Genomic DNA, 17,694 nt, shown 5'->3' on the forward strand with positions numbered 1-17,694 from the left:
TCGACCGGCAAGAACGTGCTGCCGCGCGTCGCGGCGCTGCTCGACGTGGCGCAGGTGTCGGAAATCTCCAGGGTGATCTCGCCCGACACTTTCGAGCGGCCGATCTACGCCGGCAACGCCATCCAGACGGTGCAGGCGAGCGACGCCAAGAAGGTGATCACGGTGCGCGCGTCCGCCTTCGCCGCTACGGCCGCGGGCGGCTCGGCGCCGATCGAGGCGGTGACGGCTTCGGGCGAAAGCGCGCTGTCGGCGTTCAAGAGCGAGGCTCTGGCGAAATCCGACCGTCCGGAGCTGACCTCGGCGAAGATCATCATCTCGGGCGGCCGGGCGATGCAGAACGCCGAGAACTTCAAGACCTATATCGAGCCGGTGGCCGACAAGCTCGGCGCGGCGATGGGGGCGTCGCGGGCGGCGGTGGACGCGGGCTACGCGCCCAACGATTGGCAGGTGGGCCAGACCGGCAAGGTGGTGGCGCCGGACCTTTACATCGCGGTGGGGATTTCCGGCGCGATCCAGCATCTGGCGGGGATGAAGGATTCCAAGGTCATCGTCGCCATCAACAAGGACGAGGACGCCCCGATCTTCCAGGTCGCCGACTATGGCCTCGTCGCCGATCTTTACACGGCCCTGCCGGAACTGGCCGATGAGCTGACGAAGGTCGGACGTTAGACTAGATGCGCCGGCAGCGATTGTGACCTATGATCGCCGCCGACTTTAAGAACCGCTCGGGAATTGGTCATGGCTTTTGAAATTCGCAAAATCGGCGTCATCGGCGCGGGACAGATGGGCGGCGGCATTGCGCAAGTCAGCGCGCTCGCCGGATTTGACGTCGTCCTGAACGATCTGTCGGAAGACCGGATTGCAGCCGCCCTAAGCAGGATCGACGCCAATCTCGGCCGTCTGGTCGAGCGCGAAGCAATTTCCGCCGCCGATCAAAAGGCAGCTTTGGCGCGCATCAAGGCGGCTCCTGATTTTGCGGCGTTGTCCGACGCCGATCTGGTGATGGAAGCGGCGGCCGAAAACGAAGAAGTCAAACGCAAGATTTTCAGCAGTCTTTGCGCTTATCTTAAAAAAGACGCCATTATCGCAACAAACACCTCCTCCATTTCTATCACACGGCTGGCGTCGATTACCGACCGGGCTAGTCGTTTCATCGGCATTCATTTCATGAATCCGGTGCCGCGCATGCAATTGGTCGAACTGATCCGCGGCATTGCGACGGAGGACGAAACCTTCCAGGCGGCCCGCGCCTATATCGAAAAATTGCACAAGACTGTCACCGTCTCCGAGGATTTTCCGGCCTTCATCGTCAATCGCATTCTGCTTCCGATGATCAATGAAGCGATTTACACGCTTTATGAGGGCGTCGGCTCGGTGGATGCGATCGACACGGCCATGCGGCTCGGCGCCAACCATCCTATGGGACCGCTGCAACTCGCCGATTTCATCGGCCTCGACACCTGCCTTTCGGTCATGCAGGTGTTGCATGAAGGCCTCGCCGATTCAAAATATCGTCCCTGCCCTTTACTGGTCAAGTATGTCGAGGCGGGGTGGCTTGGCCGCAAGACACAACGCGGATTCTATGATTATCGCAGCGGCGTACCCGTACCGACGCGTTAAATCGATGCATCGTCGAGAATCGCCTTCACAAAGCCGTCATCGCGCCTATACATTATAGCTATCGGAGATTCGGTCCCCGAAAGGGCTGATTTGGACGAGGCATGCAATGACTCAACATGTCAAGCCAAGATTTATGCTGGCGCTTTGCCCGGCATACCTCTTTTCGTCCCTGAAATCGGTTCAAACGACGCAAAAACCCAGGACGGGAGGCGCGGCGTGATCGCCGCGTCGTCTCTGCTTCGGCGTCAACGAGCGCCGAATGTAGAAACGACCGCCGAGGAAGCTGCGCTTAAAAAGTCGTCCACCGTCGGAGCCTCATTCCTTCATCCCGGCTCTAAGCTGCTGTTCGAACGAAGTCGGCACTCCACTGAACTTATCTGGCGGAGGACGACATGAACGCTTCCGTGGCCAATTTGCGCACTCTTGTACTGAATGCCGACATGCAGCCAGTCTCCTGGGCGCCGTTGTCGATTTGGAGCTGGCAGGACGCGCTGGTGGCCTTGCTCAAGGGCCGCGTCTACCCCGTGGCGTCTTATGACGACGTCGTGGTCCGCTCCGCCAACAAGTCTTTCGAGGTGCCGTCAGTCGTCGCGCTCAAAGCTTATCATCGGCGCAAGACCATTGCCTTCACGCGGTATCATGTTTTCCTGCGAGACGAATTCACCTGCCAATATTGTGGTCAGAAAGGCCTGGCCAAAGATCTGACCTTCGACCATGTCACGCCGCGCTCGAAAGGCGGCCAGACAGTCTGGTCTAATATCGTCGCCTGCTGCCAGCGCGACAATCTGCTGAAGGCTGATATGACGCCCAAGCAGGCGGGATTGAAATTGCGGCGCCAGCCGTTTGAGCCCTCGCCCTATCAGCTCGATACGATCGCCCGGCGCCTTCCCCAGGCCAATAGCGAACTCCATAAGACGTGGAACGATTTTCTCTATTGGGACGCGGAACTGGAACGCTAGGCGACGACTTCGCCCCGCAGCGGACATGCGCTTTTGCAAGCCGGATCGGTTTCAAAATATAGAGCGCTTCAGCTTTTTTGGACCGATTGGGCTCTCATTTTTTGCTCTTACGCTTTTTCTTAGGAGAAGCACAATCCAGTCCACTCAGCCTGAAAATGCTCTTTAGGTAACGATTCGCAATCAATGCGGATTGACAGCGGCGCGGCGCGCGAATAACCCCACCGTCCGATAGCCATTGACCACCCGGGCCTTGGCGGAGGACGACGACAGGGGATTTAGACCATTGGCCAAACCGGAGCTCGGCAGCAAGCGCCAGTGCCAGAATTGCGGCGCGAAATTTTTCGATCTGAACAGAGACCCCATCTTCTGCCCAAAATGCGGCGCGACATTCCAACCGCCGGCCCTGTCGCGCGCTGCCGCCCGCGCCGCCGCCGCGGAGGACGAGGAAGCTGAATTGCCCGAAGCCGGCGCGGAAATTGTCTCGCTTGAGGACGCTGACGCCACCGATGACAAGGTCGCAGCCGTTGTGGACGACGATGTCGATCTTGGCGACGACGCCGCGGACGACACCTTCCTCGAAGAGGAAGAAGAGGATAGCGACGACGTCTCCAATCTTATCGACGGCGACATCGAAACTGACGAAGAAGCCTGATTTTTTCTGCCAGGTCGAACATTGCCTTCTACGCCCGTTCCGTTTTTTCGGAGCGGGCGTAATTTTTTCGCGTCCGAGCCACAACTTCAAAGGGCCCCGGATTTTAGTGACCGACAACGACGGTTTTTTGCATTTCGTAAATTTTTCCCTCAGCGACGATCAAGGGGCTTGTCGCATGGTCGCCTTGCCGCTATACAGCCGCCCACTGCCTCGCCGCGCTGCGGTTGGCCTTCCCAAAGGCCGAGGTTGAAAAAGTGGGGCCATAGCTCAGTTGGGAGAGCGCTTCAATGGCATTGAAGAGGTCGTCGGTTCGATTCCGTCTGGCTCCACCAAATCGCCTTCGATCATTCAAGGCCGCTAAATAGTCTTGCGAATGACGAAAGCGCCGGTAGGCTTCTCACCGTTTCCATCGCCTTCGACGATCCGAAGACGGGCGATTTCACTTCCGCTCGGGCCAAGTCGCATTTCCGCCATAAGCGCGTCCAGAGCATCCGCAGTGCCCCGAACCCACGCCTCGACCTCGCCGTTGGTCCGGTTGCGCACCCAGCCAGAAACACCGAGCCGCTGCGCCCATCTGCACACGAACGCGCGATAGCCGACGCCCTGAACATAGCCCTCGACAAAGACGTGGCGAACCTGCACGACTTTCTCACCCATAAATAGCCGACCAGCCTCCAATCCATTCGCACAGCCCCGGGCGGGGACAAACCTTGTCACATTTCCCGTGTAATCTTTTCGACAAGCCCCTGCGGTCCGCCAGCGTTCTGACGCGAGAATAAGGAGCGCGACTCGCCGCGCGCCCATTTCCGCACGGCGCTCGAGGCGGCAATCTCGCCCTTGTTGGCGAAAGCCTCATGGTTCCGTTCGATCTCGTCGAGATCGTAAAGATAATTGACCATGATCGTCGCAGATTCGCGCAAACCTTTGTCCGAGCGGTCGCCGAGCCAGTTGATACGCTCCAGTCGGGCGCCATTGCCGAGGTGAAACCGCGCCACGGGATCGATCGGACGTCCGCCCGCAGTCTTGGCCTTCAAGAAATATTGCGCCGCCAGCGGCTCCAAAGCCCTCCGCGCCATTTCCGCCATTTCCGGCCTGTCGATCCAGTCGGGCGTTTTCACCATTTCGCGAACAATCTGGTCAAGTCCCGCGATAGCCGGGTCCCTTCCAGTCAATAGCCAATTCATGAAGCCTGGGACCGGCGACAGGGTGACGAATTGATCGAGCCTGGGCAGTTCGCGGCGCAATGCGACAACGACCTGCTTGATGAGAAAATTGCCGAAGGACACCCCCGCCAGGCCCTCCTGGCAATTGGAGATCGAATAGAAAACCGCCGTGCGGACTTTTTCGGCGTCTTCCGGTGTGCGGTCTGCCGCCAGCAGAGCCTGCACATTGTCCGCCATGGTCGTCGTCAGCGCCACTTCGACGAAGATAAGGGGTTCATCAACCAAAGCCGGGTGGAAAAAGGCGTAGCAGCGCCGATCTCGCGGACTGATTCGGCGACGCAGATCGTCCCAGTCGCGTATTTGATGAACCGCCTCGTAGCGGATGATCTTTTCGAGAATATTGGCCGGCGTTCCCCAATCGATATGACGCAGCACGAGAAAGCCGGGATTGAACCAGGACGCGAACAGGTGGATGAAATCCGCGTCCACTAGCGCCAGCTCCGGATTGCCCTGGTATAATTTGCGGAAATCTGCGCGCATGCCGACGAGGTCCTTGGTGCCGCCCGGCGCGCGGTTGAGTCGGCGAAACAATTCCTGGCGGCGCGGTTCAGTCCGATAATGCAGGTTCGACGCGGTCGCCGCGTCGGGGTTGCGGCTGTAAGCCGCCACCGCTTGGGCCAGTCGTTCGCGATCCGGTCCGAAATCGCGCGCCAGGCTCTCGAAAAACTCCATTTTTTCCGCTTCAGGCAATCGCGCATAGGCGTCCAGCGCCTCACGGGCGATCGCCGCCGCCGAAGCTTCGCCGCGCCCCGATAGCACCGCTTCGCACAAGGCCAGCACGCCCACCGCCGCCGTCGGCGTATCGCTTGCGGTCCAGTTCTTCCGGTCAAGCAGATTGCGTCCGCCTTCGGCAATGCTGGTCAGCAGGTCTGAAAAGAAGGCGTTGCTCATGTCGCGCTCGTCCTTTAGTCGGTTTTGACAGGTTCGGGCGTAAAACAAGTGAAATTAAGGCAAAGGCGCCGACCGCCCGCCCTGCCACGCTTGGCCGCGTCACTTGGCGATCAGAACCTTCCTGCATTCGGGCGGAAGGGCCGCCATGGTCAGGGGCGGTGCAGGTTTGGCGTGAGGATTGAGTCTTGGATGCAGGATGGATGGCTTGAACCACCAGTCGAGGGATGCGGCGTCGCAGCCATCGCCCGGCGGAACGGGATCCTGCTCCTTGCACAGGTCGGCGCCGTCGGGACAGGAAATACGGACGTGGAAATGATAATTATGCCCATAATAGGGGCGCACCTTGTGCAGCCAGGAGCGGTCGCCCGTCGCGTCGCGGCAGAGGGCCTTCTTGATCGCAGCATTGACAAAAATACGTTCGACGCCGGAATCGCGCGCCGCCGCCCGGATGATAGCCAGTTGTCCCGCGGTCCATACCGAGCGATCGACGTCGAGCCCGTCTTCGCGCACCATATTGACCGCTGACATTTCTTCGCGCTCTCGCCGGTTCAGCCTCCGGTCGGGCATGGGCGTGAGCCAGATGTCGGCGTCCAGGCCAATCTGATGCGAAGCGTGCCCGGTGATCATCGGGCCACCGCGCGGTTGCGACATGTCGCCGACCAGAATGCCCGGCCACCCCGCCTCCTGAGGCGCGCGGCTTGAAAGATGTTCGAGAAACTTGACGAGATTGGGATGGCCCCAGTAGCGGTCACGCGAAACGCGCATAACCTGCCAGGTTTCTCCGTCGACCGGCAGCGCTTTCGCTCCCGCAAGGCAGCCGTGCGAGTAAAAGCCGATCGAACGCGCGGCCATGTCGGCAGCAGGCTGGTTGACGCGGCCGAACAATTGTTTGGCTGGCGTCGACGGATCGTCGGGATGGGCCAACGGCGGCAATGGCTTTGGATCGACCGATCCTTTTTCCTGCGCCAGCGGGGCAAGGGAAAGAGGAAATATCATCAACGCCGTCGCGATCAGGCCGACAGCCAGAAGATCAAGCCTTATTCTTAACGGCATTTCATCAACCTTTATTTCAGTTTGAACTTTACCGCGGCGACGCGAGCTGGGAACTTAGGCTCACGTGCATCAGTTTTCGGTTCATTGGGGGGCGCGTCATGCGTAAAATTACTCGGCTCCTTTTTGTTTTTCTCGCCATTCTCGCGATCCCGCTTGCCGCTCAGGCAAGAGTGCGCATCACGGTCGATCTCTCCTCGCAGCAAATGTATGTGTCTGCATCCAGCGGCGCCTCTTTTTCCTGGCCGATCTCCTCGGCCCGTTCCGGTTATGTCACACCGCGCGGCGTCTATTCGGCGGTCAGCCTGCAAACCATGCATCGGTCGAAAAAGTACCATAATTCGCCGATGCCGCATTCGATTTTCTTCCGCGGCGGCTACGCCATTCACGGCACTTACGAAACCGCCTCGCTCGGCCGTCCCGCCTCGCATGGCTGCGTCCGCATATCGCCGGCCAATGCGGCCACGCTGTTTTCCCTGGTGCGGGCCGAGGGCGCCACGATCCAGATCGTCGGCTCGCCGCCTCCCAGCATGCCTTTCGCCAGCGCGAGCAGCCATCATCGCCACCATTACGCCAGCAACCATCGCGGCAAACCGTCTTCGGTTCTCTCCTATGCGCCGGATCATCACAACGATTTCCCGGCGCGAATATTCGGGGCGATCCTGCTGCGATAAGAATAGAGCGCGCATTTCTAATCGACTGGATCGGAAATGGGGTTCTGGTGGAAACGGTCCTTCTCATCTGCATCGCAGCGCAGCTTGAGCACGATGATCAGCAGATTAAGCGCCACCGTCACCGTATTGAACACTATGATGGAGGCGGAGCCGATCAGCACGCCATAGAGCAGCCAAAATGAGCAGCCTATGACGAATGCGACCTGCGTGATCAACGAAATCGATTGGGCGTCGTGGCTGCGGAGGATTTTGATCGCTTGTGGCGTCCAGCACAAAGTCGTCAAGGTGCCGGCGACGAAGCCGACGATTTCCGAATTGAGGTTCACCCGCGCATTCCTTCACTGGCAGACTTGCGCTCGCATTATACTCCGCCGAACAACCGCGCCATGACACGCGCTGTATAATCGACCATCGGCACCACCCGAGCGTAATTCAGCCGCGTCGGACCGATCACGCCGAGCACTCCGACGATCCGCCGTTGCGAATCATGGAAAGGCGCGGCTACCATCGAGGATCCGGAAAGCGAGAAAAGTTTGTTTTCTGAGCCGATGAAAATGCGAACGCCCTCGCCGTCTTCCGCCCGCGCCAACAGATCGATGACATCGCGTTTGGTTTCGAGGTCGTCGAAAAGTAGCCGGATGCGTTCGACATCGGCCAGGGCGGTGAGATCCTCCAGCAGATTGGCCTGGCCGCGCACGATGAGATTTTGCGCCGCGCCGGCGGGGCCCGCCCATCCCGCAAGTCCCGCCGACACCAGCCTGGCAGTCAGGACATCGAGTTCGCTCTGGGCGGCGGCGCGCGAAATCTCGATCTCGTCTCGCACCTCCGCCAAAGTCCGGCCGCGCACCCGCGCATTTAGATAATTGCTTGCCTCGATCAGCGACGAGGGCGGCAAATCGGCGGGGACCGGCAGGATGCGGTTTTCCACCGAACCGTCTTCCGAGACTAGGATGGCCAAAGCCTTTTCCGGCTCCAGCCGGACGAAATCGACCTGTTTTAGGCGGTTATTCTCCTTGCTGGTCAACACTACCCCGGCGCCGCGAGAAAGGCCGGAGAGCAACATTCCCGCTTCGGCAAGGGCCTCGTTCATAGTCTTGTCGCGCGACGCAGCGGCGATCTGCGTCTCAATACGGCTGCGCTCCTGATCGGTCAGATCGCCGATTTGCAAAAGCGAATCTACAAAAAAACGCAAGCCCAGTTCGGTCGGCAAGCGTCCCGCGCTGGTATGGGGCGAAAAAACCAGCCCCAATTCCTCCAAATCCTGCATGACATTGCGCACCGACGCTGCGGAAAGAGACATGGGCAGGATACGCGATAGGTGTCGTGAGCCAACCGGCTCGCCGTGCGCCAGATAGGATTCGACGATATTCTTGAATATCTCCCGCGATCGCTCATTGAGCCGGGACAGGGCGCCGATGCTGGATGTCGGAAATTCGGGATTGGAAGCCATGCGGCGATTTTCGCGCGTCGCGCATTCCTACGCAAGCGGCGCTTCGCCTTCGTTGCTGCATCAAAGTCAAAAACCCCGCCAGGAGACCCGGCAGGGCTGGCAATCTTAGAAAAATCGAAAATCAGGCCTTTTTGGCGAGCGCGGCGACGCTGGCAGTCAGGCGAGAAACCTTGCGCGAGGCGGTATTCCTGTGAACGATGCCCTTCTGGGCGGCGCGCATCAGGATCGGCTCGGCGACGCAGAGAGCTGTCTGCGCGGCCGTCTGATCGCCGGAGAGGATGGCCTCCTCGACCTTGCGGACGAAAGTGCGCATCTTGCTGCGGCGCTGACGGTTCACCGCGGTGCGGCGGGCGATCTGACGGACGGCCTTTTTAGCCGATTTGGTATTGGCCATGATTTTCCCCGGACGAAGCGCCGACCGAAAGTTTTTGGGCCGCGCAGTCGAAAAACGATGACGGCGCCATTTTGCAGGCGCCGCGAGTAGAGGGGCTTATAAGCGCGAAACGGGCGATCCGTCAACGCGCGATTTCGGGCGAGCGCGCGATTCCAGTTCAGCGGTCTCGGAAATGCGCGGGCCGCTTGGCGATAAACGCCGCCATGCCTTCCTTCTGGTCCTCGGTGGCGAAAGCGGCGTGGAAATTCCGCCTTTCGAATTTCACCCCCTGCGTCAGCGTCATTTCCTGCGCTGAATTGATGCAATCCTTGATCTGCATGGCGATGGGCAGCGACTTGTCCGCTATCGACGTCGCCGCCAGCATTGCCTCCTCGACTAGCTTGTCGGCGGGCACAATGCGCGCGACGAGCCCAGCCTTCTCCGCCTCCTGCGCATCCATCAGTCGGCCGGTGAGGCACATTTCCATGGCCTTGGCCTTGCCGACGGCCCTGGTCAGCCGCTGGGTTCCGCCCGCGCCGGGCATGATGCCGAGCTTGATCTCCGGCTGGCCGAACTTGGCGTTTTCCGCGGCGAGGATGTAATCGCACATCATAGCCAGTTCGCAGCCGCCGCCCAACGCGAAGCCCGCCACGGCGGCGATCGCCGGCTTGCGAAAAAAGGACAGCCTCTCCCAGCTGGCGATCGTGTCGCTGAGATAGGCGTCCATATAGGTCAGCGCCTGCAATTCCTTGATATCGGCGCCGGCGGCGAAAGCCTTTTCCGAACCGGTGAGAACCAGCGCGCCTATGGCGCGATCTTTCTCGAAGTCGTCGAGCGCAACATTGAGTTCGGAGATCAGGGCCGAATTGAGCGCGTTCAGGGCTTTGGGCCGGTTAAGGCGAATGAGCCCTACGGCGCCGTGAACTTCGACGATGATGTTTTCATAATTCATGCAACGCCCTTTCCGGCTCGGTTGCCGAATGGTTAACGGAGCCGGAAAGATTTTGGAAGAGGGCCGGAACCCGGATCCGATTTCGATCGGATCAGAGTTGTTTGTTTTAATGGGCTTTTGGAAATTAAAGCCCGTCGAAAAGAGCCGTCGACAGATAGCGTTCGGCGAAGGAGGGAATGATGATGACGATGTTCTTTCCTTCTGAACTCGGCCGCGCCGCGACCTGCAGCGCCGCCGCCACGGCGGCGCCGGAGGAAATGCCGACTGGAATGCCTTCGATCCGCGCAACATGCCGCGCCGTCTCGAGCGCCGTCGCGCTGTCGATGGTGACGACCTCGTCAATTACGCCACGATCGAGGACAGGCGGCACGAAACCGGCGCCAATACCCTGAATCTTGTGCGGGCCGGGCTGGCCGCCGGAGAGGACCGGCGATTCCACCGGTTCGACCGCGATCATTTTTACGCCAGGCTTACGCGCCTTGAGCACTTCGCCGACGCCGGTGATGGTGCCGCCGGTGCCGACGCCGGAAATCACGATATCCACGCCCCCATCGGTGTCGTTCCAGATTTCCTCCGCCGTGGTGCGGCGGTGAATATCGGGATTGGCGGGATTTTCGAACTGCGCGGGGGAAACGGCGCCCGGAGTCGCGGCGACCAGTTCGACGGCTTTGGCGATCGCGCCTTTCATGCCCTGCGCGGCAGGGGTAAGAACCAGTTCAGCGCCAAGAAGAGCCAGCATTTTACGTCGTTCGATCGACATCGATTCCGGCATGACCAATTGCAGCTTGTAGCCGCGCGCCGCCGCGACAAAGGCCAGGGCGATACCGGTATTGCCCGAGGTCGGTTCGATCAGAACGGTCTTGCCGGGCTCAATCTTTCCCTGGGCTTCAAGCGCGTCGATCATCGCGACGCCGATACGGTCCTTGACCGAGGCGATCGGGTTGAAGAATTCCAGCTTGGCGAGCAAGTTGGCCTTGACCCCGCGCTCGGCGGCGATCCGGTTTAAACGCACCAGCGGCGTATCGCCGATCGTATCGGTGATGGAATCATAAATCTTTCCGCGTCCCGGCGCTTTGGCCGTGGTGTCAGGCTTGATGGCGTAGGTCATTTCTCTGCTCCATTAGGCGCTTGGCGCCCTTTCCAGGGTCTATCCGGGCCAGACTAACAAAGCTGACAAAATCTGTCGACTAATGACTCTCGCAAAGAAATGGGTCCCTCCGATGCATTCAGACAGAGCCAGCGCCCTTCTCCGTCGAGCCGAAACCGCCTTCTCCGCGGCGAGTCGCCGAAACTTCCTCCGCGAGGGTCAATCGCGCCTGCGTCACTGGGGCAATAACGAGTTGGGCGATGCGGGCGCCGCGCGCGATCTCGAACGACTTGTCACCGTGATTGATGAGAATGACGCCAATTTCGCCGCGATAATCGCTATCGATCGTGCCGGGCGCGTTCAGCACGGTGACTCCGTGATTGAGGGCGAGCCCCGAACGCGGCCGCGCCTGCGCTTCGTAACCGGCGGCCAGTTCCATAACCAGTCCGGTCGGGATCAGGGCGCGACCTCCCGGAGGCAAGAGCAGGGGTGCGTCGGCTGGAACGGCGGCGACCAGATCAAGACCCGCCGCGCCAGCGCTTTGATAGACCGGAAGCGGCAGGCCCTCCGCGTGGGGCAGGCGCTTGAACTTGATTTCCACCTAAACGCTCCCAAACTTTGCTAGATTTTGCCCCAGATGGTGCACGAGCCGGCGCGCCGCCGCGTCCTTGTCTAGTTTAGGCCAAGCCGTCTCTCCACCGGCGCTCACCAGCACCATGGTGTTTTCGTCGCCGCCCATGACCCCTGCGGCCTCGCTAACGTCATTGGCCACGATCAGGTCGCAGCCCTTGCGCGCGAGTTTTTCACGCGCATGGTCGATCAGATTTTCGGTTTCGGCGGCGAAACCGACGACCAGCGGCGGACGGTCTTTAGAACGGCGCGCCACGCCGGCGAGAATATCAGGATTTTCGACCAGATTCAGAGGGGGAGGGGCGCCGCCGCTCTTCTTGATCTTCTGGCTGCTGCCGCCATCGACGCGCCAGTCGGCAACAGCCGCGGCGGCGATGAAAATGTCGCAAGGCAGAGCGGCCTCGACCGCCGCCGCCATTTCGCGAGCCGTCTCAACGCGCACGAGAGCGACGCGCTGCGGCGTTTCAAGCGCAACAGGACCGGAAATCAGGGTGACCTCCGCACCCGCCTCGCTCGCCGCTTTGGCAATGGCGTAGCCCTGCTTGCCGGATGAGCGATTCGCGATATAGCGGATCGGATCGATCGGCTCGTGCGTCGGCCCGGCGGTGACCACGATTTTTTTTCCCGTCAAAAGCTTGACCGTCAAAGGCTTGGCCGAACCTTCGCTCCGCTCCAGAACGCCGACAATGACCGCGAAAATTTCTTCTGGCTCGGCCATGCGGCCGGGACCATATTCCCCGCAAGCCATCACCCCGTCGTTAGGCCCGATGAACATCATCCCGTCGGCCCGCAATCGGGCGAGATTGCGCTGAGTTGCAGGGTGGGTCCACATCCGCCAGTTCATCGCAGGCGCGGCGATCGCGGGCTTGTCCGAGGCGAGCAGCAGCGTCGAGGCAAGATCGTTGGCGAGGCCCTGCGCCGCCTTGGCGAGAAAATCGGCGGTGGCCGGCGCGACGACGATCAAGTTGGCCTGCCGGCTCAGCTGGATATGGCCCATTTCGGTTTCGTCGGTCAGCGAGAACAAATCCTCGTAAACCTTGTTTTCGGAAATACTCGCCAGCGAAAGAGACGTGACGAATTCGCTGCCGGCCTTGGTCAGGACGACGCGGACCTGCACTTCCGCTTTACGTAACAGCCGTATCAGCTCGAGGCTTTTGTAGGCGGCTATGCCGCCGCCGACAATCAGCAGGATGGACGGGTTTTTCGTGGGCGTCGCCATAGCGGGCGTCTCCTCAGCGCCAGAGCAGCAGAAGGATTAGCAACAAAAAAAGAGCGAAACCATAGCGCCAGAATCGCTGGCCTGCCGACTGCGCCGCTCCTAATGCGGCCACCGTCTGCGGGGCCAGAGTCAGGCCGCGTTCCGTAATCGTCTCGAATCTCTCGACGATCCGGCCCGCGCGCGTCAGCATGTCCGGCGTTTGCGCCGCCACATGCGCCAAGGCGGCAAGGCTGTGGCCGGCGTCCGCCATTTTCCCTCGCGGACCGAGATTATCCTCCATCCAGCTTCGCACCACCGGCTCGGCCGTGGACCACATGTCGAGGCGAGGATCGAGCGAGCGCGCCACGCCTTCGACCACCACCATGGTCTTTTGCAGCATGACCAGTTCGATCCGCGTCCGCATGTCGAAAAGCGCGGTGATCTCGAACAGCAGGGTCAAAAGCCTGGCCATCGAGATTTCATCGGCGCGACGCGAATGGATCGGCTCGCCGACGGCGCGGATCGCCTGCGCGAAATCATCGACCCGGTAATGCGCCGGCACATAACCCGCCTCGAAATGCACTTCCGCTACGCGCTTATAATCCCGGGTGATGAAACCGTAGAGGATTTCCGCCAGGAAACGTCGTTCCTTCAGCCCGAGCCGCCCCATAATGCCGAAATCCACCGCCGCCAGCCGGCCTTCAGGTGTCAGGAACAGGTTGCCGGGGTGCATGTCGGCGTGAAAAAAGCCATCGCGGACCGCATGACGCAGAAAAGACTGGATCAGGGTGCGGCCGATTCGTGGCAGGTCGGCTCCGCTGCGACGCAATGCCTCGACATCGGAAAGCGGAATGCCGTCGATCCACTCCAGCGTCAGGACTTCGCGGGCGCAGCGGTCCCAATCCACCTTGGGGACGAGAAAATCGTCGTCGCCCTCGGTATTTTCGGCGAATTCCGAGGCGGCGGCGGCCTCCAACCGGAAATCCATCTCGATCTTGACCGAACGAGCGAGGGTTTCTACGACGCCGACCGGATTAAGCCGTTCCGCTTCTGGCGAGATTCTTTCCGCCATTCGTGCGGCGAAAAACATGTCGCCGAGATCGCGCCGAAACCGGCGTTCTATGCCCGGCCGCAGGACTTTTACCGCGACGGGTTTTGTCTTGGCGTCCTCAACGATCGTCGCGCGATGCACCTGCGCCACTGAGGCCGCGGCCACCGGCTCGCTAAGGTCCGTAAAAACATCTGAAAGGGGCCGCGCAAAAGCCTTTTCGATGACGCCCACCGCCACATCATGAGAAAACGGCTCCATCCGGTCCTGCAGGGCCTCAAGCTCACGCGCCACATCTACTCCGACCACGTCGGGACGCGTCGCCAGCGTTTGGCCGAGCTTGACATAAGAAGGCCCGAGCTTGGCGATGGCCGGCGCCAGCCGCTCCAAGCCGCCGTCACGACGTGCGACCAACGCTGCCATCGCCAAAGCCAGCCGCGCTTCGGTCGGCAAATCGGACGGGTCGACGCCGGAAAATACGCCTTCGCGCGCCAGAATGAAGCCGGCGCGGCCGAGCCGCAGGACATGGCCGAGAGATGCCAACACGGATTACGCCCGATCTCTTATAATTTCCAGCCGGAATGAATGGCGACGACCCCGCCGGTCAGGCGGGTGAAGCCGACCCGCTGAAACCCTGCCCTTTCGATCATCGCGGCGAATTCCTCGGCCGAGGGGAATTGGCGGATCGATTCGACAAGATAGCGATAGGGCTCCGCTTCGCCAGCGACGAGGCGGCCGATCAGCGGAATCATCGAGAAGGAGTAGGTTTCATAGATTTTAGCGAGCACGGGCGCCTCGACATGGGAAAATTCGAGGCAAAGAAAGCGACCGCCGCGCTTGAGCGTGCGATAAGCTTCAGCCAAAGCTTTTTCGATACGGGGCACGTTGCGAATGCCGAACGCGATCGTATAGGCGTCGAATTCATTCGACGGAAGAGGCAGATCCTCGGCATTGGCTTCGACAAAGGTCAATTGTTCGCCAAAACCCTTCTTTTCCGCCCTTTCGCGCCCCACCGCCAGCATGTCGCCATTGATGTCGAGGACGGTGACCCTGGTTTGCGGACCGCCGGCCCGCGCCACACGAATGGCGACGTCGCCGGTGCCGCCCGCCACATCGAGATGGTTGAACGGCGCCCGTCGTGAAGGATGCACCTTGCCGACCAGCACGTCTTTCCAGACGCGATGCAGGCCGCCGGACATCAGATCGTTCATCATGTCGTAGCGATGCGCGACCTTGTGGAACACGTCATTGACCAGTCCCTGCTTTTCGCCGAGCGGAACTTGCGAATAGCCGAAATGGGTGCTGGCCTCGCCGTTCTGGCTCGCGCCCGTATCTTGCGTCGAGCCTGGCGATTGGGCGTCTTGCATCTTGTCCACTCCCGAAACGGGCGGACCATAGCGCGGCCGCTCGCGGATGGCTATCTATCGGGCAACAGAGAGAAATGAAAGGGACGAAATGCCCGAATTGCCGGAGGTCGAAACAGTGCGGCGCGGCCTGGCGCCGGCTATGGTCGGCGCGCGCATTTTACGCGTGGAATTGCGGCGGCCCGATCTGCGCTTTCCCTTTCCGCCAGATTTCGCCGAAAATCTGCAAGGACGACGAATCATCGGGCTGAACCGCCGCGCGAAATATCTGATCGCGCCGCTCGACGACGGCGCGGCGCTGATCGCGCATCTGGGCATGAGCGGCGCTTTTCGCATCGAAACCCCTGACGACGCCTGCGCCGAACCTCCGGGCGCCTTCGCTTTGCCACGCTCGAAGAACCCGGCGCATGATCACGTCATCCTGCATGTCGAGAATGCGCGGGTGATCTACAATGATCCGCGCCGCTTCGGCTTCATGACTCTTGCTCGGGAAGCAGAGCTGGAGGCGCATCCCTTTTTCGCCGAACTCGGCGTCGAGCCGCTATCCAATGTTTTCGACGCCGGGATCTTGGCAAAGCTTTTCGCGGGAAGGAAAACGCCGCTCAAATCCGCCCTTCTCGACCAGAAATTGGTCGCCGGACTCGGAAACATCTATGTTTGCGAGGCGCTGCACCGTTCCGGCCTGTCGCCCACCCGCCCGGCTGGCGATCTGGTCAAGGCCAATGGTGCGCCCGCCAGGGCAGCAGAAAAGCTTGTCCGCGCCATTCGCAATGTGCTGGAGGAGGCCGTCGCGGCCGGCGGCTCATCGCTGCGCGACCATCGCCAGGCCGACGGCTCGCTCGGCTATTTCCAGCATCAATTTCATGTTTACGGGCGCACCGGCGAAGCTTGCGCAAAGCCCTCCTGTAGGGGGACAATCGTTCGACAGACTCAAAATGGTCGTTCGACCTTTTTTTGCCCGACATGCCAGAACTGATCTCAGGAGAGAGCCATTGGCGAAAACGGCGATTGGTTTTGAAACCATGCTGAGGTTTCTTGGCGGAGCCCCAAAAAAGGCGGTCAGCGAAATCCAGATCGCGCACCGGGGAGCGACTTTCCGCATCGCGCTCAAACGGGTGGCGACGGCGCGCCGGCTTACGCTCCGTGTACGCGCCGCGACGCGCGACATCGTTCTGACCATGCCGCTCCGCGCCGGTTTGCGCCAAGCCCAGGAATTCGCGCAAAATCACGCCGATTGGATCGCCCAGCGCCTCGAGCGGCTACCGCAGCGCCTGCCTTTCGAGCCTGGCGCAAGTATCTTTCTGCGCGACGTTGAGCATGTGCTTCGTCACGACACGAGTCGTCGAGAAGCAGGCGAAAGACGCGGCGCCGTTTGGCTGGAGCAGAAGGATGGAATTCCAGCCCTTTGCGCCGGCGGAGATCCGGCACATTTCGAGCGGAGAATCTTGGATTTTCTGCGTCGCGAGGCGCGACGCGATCTCGAGCAGGCCGTGCGACGTCACGCGGCGGCTGTGGGACGCGCCCCTATTGCGCTTTCCCTGCGCGATACATCTAGCCGCTGGGGCTCCTGCTCCGCCAAGGGCGCGCTGAATTTTTCCTGGCGGCTGATCATGGCGCCGCCCTTCGTCCTGGATTATCTCGCGGCGCATGAAACGGCGCATCTGCGCCATCACGACCATTCAGAAAAATTCTGGGCCCTTACCAAAAGCCTCTGTCCCCGAACTGAACTGGCGGAAGCCTGGCTGAAGGCGCATGGCGCAAAATTGCACCGTTACGGACGCCGTCCGCAGGCTGACGGAGATGAGGACGTCAACGGCGAATGAAGGTCAGATAAACCGGACGCCGCCCTTCGCGCAAAGCCTTGGCTTCATAGCGCGTGCCGGGCCAGTCGGGCCAAGGCGTCAGCCACTCGACGGCCCTTTGCGCCGGCCAGACGAAGTCTGGAGAACGCAGGATGCGCGCCAGCGTCCAGCCGGCGTAGTCGTCGATATCGGTGGCGAAACGTAATTCCGCGCCGGGACGCATCGCTCGCGCCAGACGAGCCAGCATCGCGTCGGAGACGAACCGGCGCCCGTGATGACGCCTTTTAGGCCAGGGATCGGGGTAAAACAGGCAAACTCCAGACAGGCTCGCGGCGGGCAGAACATCGATCAAATCGCTCGCGTCGCCTGGATGGAGACGAATATTGCTCAGGCCGCGAACATCGATTTCGGCCAAAAGTTTCGCCACGCCATTGATGAAAGGCTCGCAACCGAAATAGCCCCGCTCCGGGTGTGCCTGCGCGTCGGCCGCGAGATGTTCGCCGCCGCCAAAGCCGATTTCGAGTCGCAGATCGTCAGGCCGGCCTTCGAAAAGGCCGAAAGGGTCGGCGAGGCTCACGGCAGAAACAACGCGGAGTTTCGGCAGCAGCGTCTCCATCAGGCCAGCCTGATAGGAGCGCAGGGTCTTACCCTTGCGCCTGCCGTAAAGCCCCGCGTCGCGTCGCTCGCGACGCGGTTCTCCAGCCTTGCGCTCGCTCATGCC

The 17,694-nt window shown here is 60.9% G+C and carries 20 protein-coding genes and 1 tRNA gene; 8 read left to right on the plus strand and 13 right to left on the minus strand.

Translation table 11 applies throughout. From position 1 onward, the window contains the following. From ACLP2E_RS08760 to ACLP2E_RS08780, 5 genes are all read left to right on the plus strand, one after another. Positions 1–669: electron transfer flavoprotein subunit alpha/FixB family protein (locus tag ACLP2E_RS08760; protein ID WP_442465696.1), on the plus strand; the 669-nt coding region annotated here is incomplete at its 5' end. 69 nt (positions 670–738) lie between these two features. Then, on the plus strand, positions 739–1,620 hold the full coding sequence (locus ACLP2E_RS08765) for a 3-hydroxybutyryl-CoA dehydrogenase (RefSeq protein WP_442465697.1): 882 nt from the start codon (positions 739–741) through the stop codon (positions 1,618–1,620). A gap of 392 nt (positions 1,621–2,012) precedes the next feature. Next, the gene (locus ACLP2E_RS08770; protein WP_442465698.1) at positions 2,013–2,579 is read left to right on the plus strand and encodes an HNH endonuclease; all 567 of its coding nucleotides are present in this window, start codon (positions 2,013–2,015) and stop codon (positions 2,577–2,579) included. 283 nt (positions 2,580–2,862) lie between these two features. Continuing rightward, on the plus strand, positions 2,863–3,231 hold the full coding sequence (locus tag ACLP2E_RS08775) for a TIGR02300 family protein (RefSeq protein WP_442464644.1): 369 nt from the start codon (positions 2,863–2,865) through the stop codon (positions 3,229–3,231). Between the two features lie 256 nt (positions 3,232–3,487). Further along, positions 3,488–3,563 (plus strand) — tRNA-Ala (locus tag ACLP2E_RS08780). A gap of 25 nt (positions 3,564–3,588) precedes the next feature. Here the strand turns inward: ACLP2E_RS08780 and ACLP2E_RS08785 are convergent. From ACLP2E_RS08785 to mepA, 3 genes are all read right to left on the minus strand, one after another. Then, entirely contained in the window at positions 3,589–3,888 is a 300-nt protein-coding gene (locus ACLP2E_RS08785) for an acylphosphatase (protein WP_442464643.1), read from the minus strand. A 56-nt stretch (positions 3,889–3,944) separates the two neighbouring features. Continuing rightward, positions 3,945–5,345 carry a malonyl-CoA decarboxylase gene (locus tag ACLP2E_RS08790; RefSeq protein ID WP_442464642.1) on the minus strand — a complete coding sequence of 467 codons (1,401 nt, stop codon included), beginning with the start codon at positions 5,343–5,345 and terminating at the stop codon, positions 3,945–3,947. Between the two features lie 99 nt (positions 5,346–5,444). Next, complete coding sequence (mepA, locus tag ACLP2E_RS08795) at positions 5,445–6,398, minus strand: penicillin-insensitive murein endopeptidase (RefSeq protein ID WP_442465699.1); 954 nt, start codon at positions 6,396–6,398, stop codon at positions 5,445–5,447. A gap of 98 nt (positions 6,399–6,496) precedes the next feature. On the opposite strand from mepA, the gene ACLP2E_RS08800 reads away from it, so the two are divergent. Then, the gene (locus ACLP2E_RS08800; protein ID WP_442464640.1) at positions 6,497–7,069 is read left to right on the plus strand and encodes a L,D-transpeptidase; all 573 of its coding nucleotides are present in this window, start codon (positions 6,497–6,499) and stop codon (positions 7,067–7,069) included. Positions 7,070–7,086: 17 nt separating this feature from the next. Here the strand turns inward: ACLP2E_RS08800 and ACLP2E_RS08805 are convergent, their stop codons facing one another. The 9 genes from ACLP2E_RS08805 to ubiE all read right to left on the minus strand — a co-directional run bounded on the left by ACLP2E_RS08805 (position 7,087) and on the right by ubiE (position 15,174). After that, positions 7,087–7,395, minus strand: a complete 309-nt coding sequence (locus ACLP2E_RS08805; protein WP_442464639.1) for a SemiSWEET family sugar transporter — start codon at positions 7,393–7,395, stop codon at positions 7,087–7,089. Between the two features lie 35 nt (positions 7,396–7,430). After that, positions 7,431–8,519, minus strand: coding sequence for a heat-inducible transcriptional repressor HrcA (gene hrcA, locus ACLP2E_RS08810; RefSeq protein WP_442464638.1), 1,089 nt, complete (start codon positions 8,517–8,519; stop codon positions 7,431–7,433). A 121-nt stretch (positions 8,520–8,640) separates the two neighbouring features. Next, positions 8,641–8,913 carry a 30S ribosomal protein S20 gene (gene rpsT, locus ACLP2E_RS08815; RefSeq protein WP_442464637.1) on the minus strand — a complete coding sequence of 91 codons (273 nt, stop codon included), beginning with the start codon at positions 8,911–8,913 and terminating at the stop codon, positions 8,641–8,643. Positions 8,914–9,070: 157 nt separating this feature from the next. Then, positions 9,071–9,844, minus strand: a complete 774-nt coding sequence (locus ACLP2E_RS08820; RefSeq protein ID WP_442464636.1) for an enoyl-CoA hydratase — start codon at positions 9,842–9,844, stop codon at positions 9,071–9,073. A 124-nt stretch (positions 9,845–9,968) separates the two neighbouring features. Then, the gene (cysK, locus tag ACLP2E_RS08825; protein ID WP_442464635.1) at positions 9,969–10,952 is read right to left on the minus strand and encodes a cysteine synthase A; all 984 of its coding nucleotides are present in this window, start codon (positions 10,950–10,952) and stop codon (positions 9,969–9,971) included. 118 nt (positions 10,953–11,070) lie between these two features. Further along, a complete protein-coding gene (gene dut / locus ACLP2E_RS08830) occupies positions 11,071–11,532 on the minus strand; it encodes a dUTP diphosphatase (protein ID WP_442464634.1) in 462 nt (153 codons plus the stop codon). Beyond that, on the minus strand, positions 11,533–12,780 hold the full coding sequence (gene coaBC / locus ACLP2E_RS08835; protein WP_442464633.1) for a bifunctional phosphopantothenoylcysteine decarboxylase/phosphopantothenate--cysteine ligase CoaBC: 1,248 nt from the start codon (positions 12,778–12,780) through the stop codon (positions 11,533–11,535). 13 nt (positions 12,781–12,793) lie between these two features. After that, positions 12,794–14,353: a 2-polyprenylphenol 6-hydroxylase gene (gene ubiB / locus ACLP2E_RS08840; RefSeq protein ID WP_442465700.1), complete on the minus strand. Its 1,560-nt coding sequence runs from the start codon at positions 14,351–14,353 to the stop codon at positions 12,794–12,796. A gap of 17 nt (positions 14,354–14,370) precedes the next feature. Beyond that, the gene (ubiE, locus tag ACLP2E_RS08845; protein ID WP_442465701.1) at positions 14,371–15,174 is read right to left on the minus strand and encodes a bifunctional demethylmenaquinone methyltransferase/2-methoxy-6-polyprenyl-1,4-benzoquinol methylase UbiE; all 804 of its coding nucleotides are present in this window, start codon (positions 15,172–15,174) and stop codon (positions 14,371–14,373) included. A gap of 88 nt (positions 15,175–15,262) precedes the next feature. Between ubiE and mutM the strand changes: the two genes are divergently transcribed. Next, complete coding sequence (mutM, locus tag ACLP2E_RS08850) at positions 15,263–16,147, plus strand: bifunctional DNA-formamidopyrimidine glycosylase/DNA-(apurinic or apyrimidinic site) lyase (RefSeq protein WP_442464630.1); 885 nt, start codon at positions 15,263–15,265, stop codon at positions 16,145–16,147. Between the two features lie 46 nt (positions 16,148–16,193). Then, a complete protein-coding gene (locus ACLP2E_RS08855; RefSeq protein ID WP_442464651.1) occupies positions 16,194–16,994 on the plus strand; it encodes a M48 family metallopeptidase in 801 nt (266 codons plus the stop codon). Here ACLP2E_RS08855 and trmB read toward each other — a convergent pair. Beyond that, the gene (gene trmB / locus ACLP2E_RS08860) at positions 16,981–17,691 is read right to left on the minus strand and encodes a tRNA (guanine(46)-N(7))-methyltransferase TrmB (RefSeq protein ID WP_442464629.1); all 711 of its coding nucleotides are present in this window, start codon (positions 17,689–17,691) and stop codon (positions 16,981–16,983) included. The two genes, ACLP2E_RS08855 and trmB, sit on opposite strands and share 14 nt — an antisense overlap. Between the last annotated feature and the right edge of the window lie 3 nt (positions 17,692–17,694).

This window comes from Rhodoblastus sp. (genome assembly GCF_052145335.1).
GTDB lineage: Bacteria > Pseudomonadota > Alphaproteobacteria > Rhizobiales > Beijerinckiaceae > Rhodoblastus.

What these genes read in the sequence shown, in the direction of transcription:
- ACLP2E_RS08770 (WP_442465698.1), top strand. Translation starts at nt 2,013, where the DNA reads ATGAACGCTTCCGTGGCCAATTTGCGCACTCTTGTACTGAATGCCGAC.
- hrcA (WP_442464638.1), bottom strand. Translation starts at nt 8,519, where the DNA reads ATGGCTTCCAATCCCGAATTTCCGACATCCAGCATCGGCGCCCTGTCC.
- ACLP2E_RS08765 (WP_442465697.1), top strand. Translation starts at nt 739, where the DNA reads ATGGCTTTTGAAATTCGCAAAATCGGCGTCATCGGCGCGGGACAGATG.
- trmB (WP_442464629.1), bottom strand. Translation starts at nt 17,691, where the DNA reads ATGAGCGAGCGCAAGGCTGGAGAACCGCGTCGCGAGCGACGCGACGCG.
- ACLP2E_RS08785 (WP_442464643.1), bottom strand. Translation starts at nt 3,888, where the DNA reads ATGGGTGAGAAAGTCGTGCAGGTTCGCCACGTCTTTGTCGAGGGCTAT.
- mepA (WP_442465699.1), bottom strand. Translation starts at nt 6,398, where the DNA reads ATGCCGTTAAGAATAAGGCTTGATCTTCTGGCTGTCGGCCTGATCGCG.
- rpsT (WP_442464637.1), bottom strand. Translation starts at nt 8,913, where the DNA reads ATGGCCAATACCAAATCGGCTAAAAAGGCCGTCCGTCAGATCGCCCGC.
- cysK (WP_442464635.1), bottom strand. Translation starts at nt 10,952, where the DNA reads ATGACCTACGCCATCAAGCCTGACACCACGGCCAAAGCGCCGGGACGC.
- mutM (WP_442464630.1), top strand. Translation starts at nt 15,263, where the DNA reads ATGCCCGAATTGCCGGAGGTCGAAACAGTGCGGCGCGGCCTGGCGCCG.
- ACLP2E_RS08855 (WP_442464651.1), top strand. Translation starts at nt 16,194, where the DNA reads ATGCTGAGGTTTCTTGGCGGAGCCCCAAAAAAGGCGGTCAGCGAAATC.
- ACLP2E_RS08800 (WP_442464640.1), top strand. Translation starts at nt 6,497, where the DNA reads ATGCGTAAAATTACTCGGCTCCTTTTTGTTTTTCTCGCCATTCTCGCG.
- ubiE (WP_442465701.1), bottom strand. Translation starts at nt 15,174, where the DNA reads ATGCAAGACGCCCAATCGCCAGGCTCGACGCAAGATACGGGCGCGAGC.
- ACLP2E_RS08790 (WP_442464642.1), bottom strand. Translation starts at nt 5,345, where the DNA reads ATGAGCAACGCCTTCTTTTCAGACCTGCTGACCAGCATTGCCGAAGGC.
- coaBC (WP_442464633.1), bottom strand. Translation starts at nt 12,780, where the DNA reads ATGGCGACGCCCACGAAAAACCCGTCCATCCTGCTGATTGTCGGCGGC.
- ACLP2E_RS08820 (WP_442464636.1), bottom strand. Translation starts at nt 9,844, where the DNA reads ATGAATTATGAAAACATCATCGTCGAAGTTCACGGCGCCGTAGGGCTC.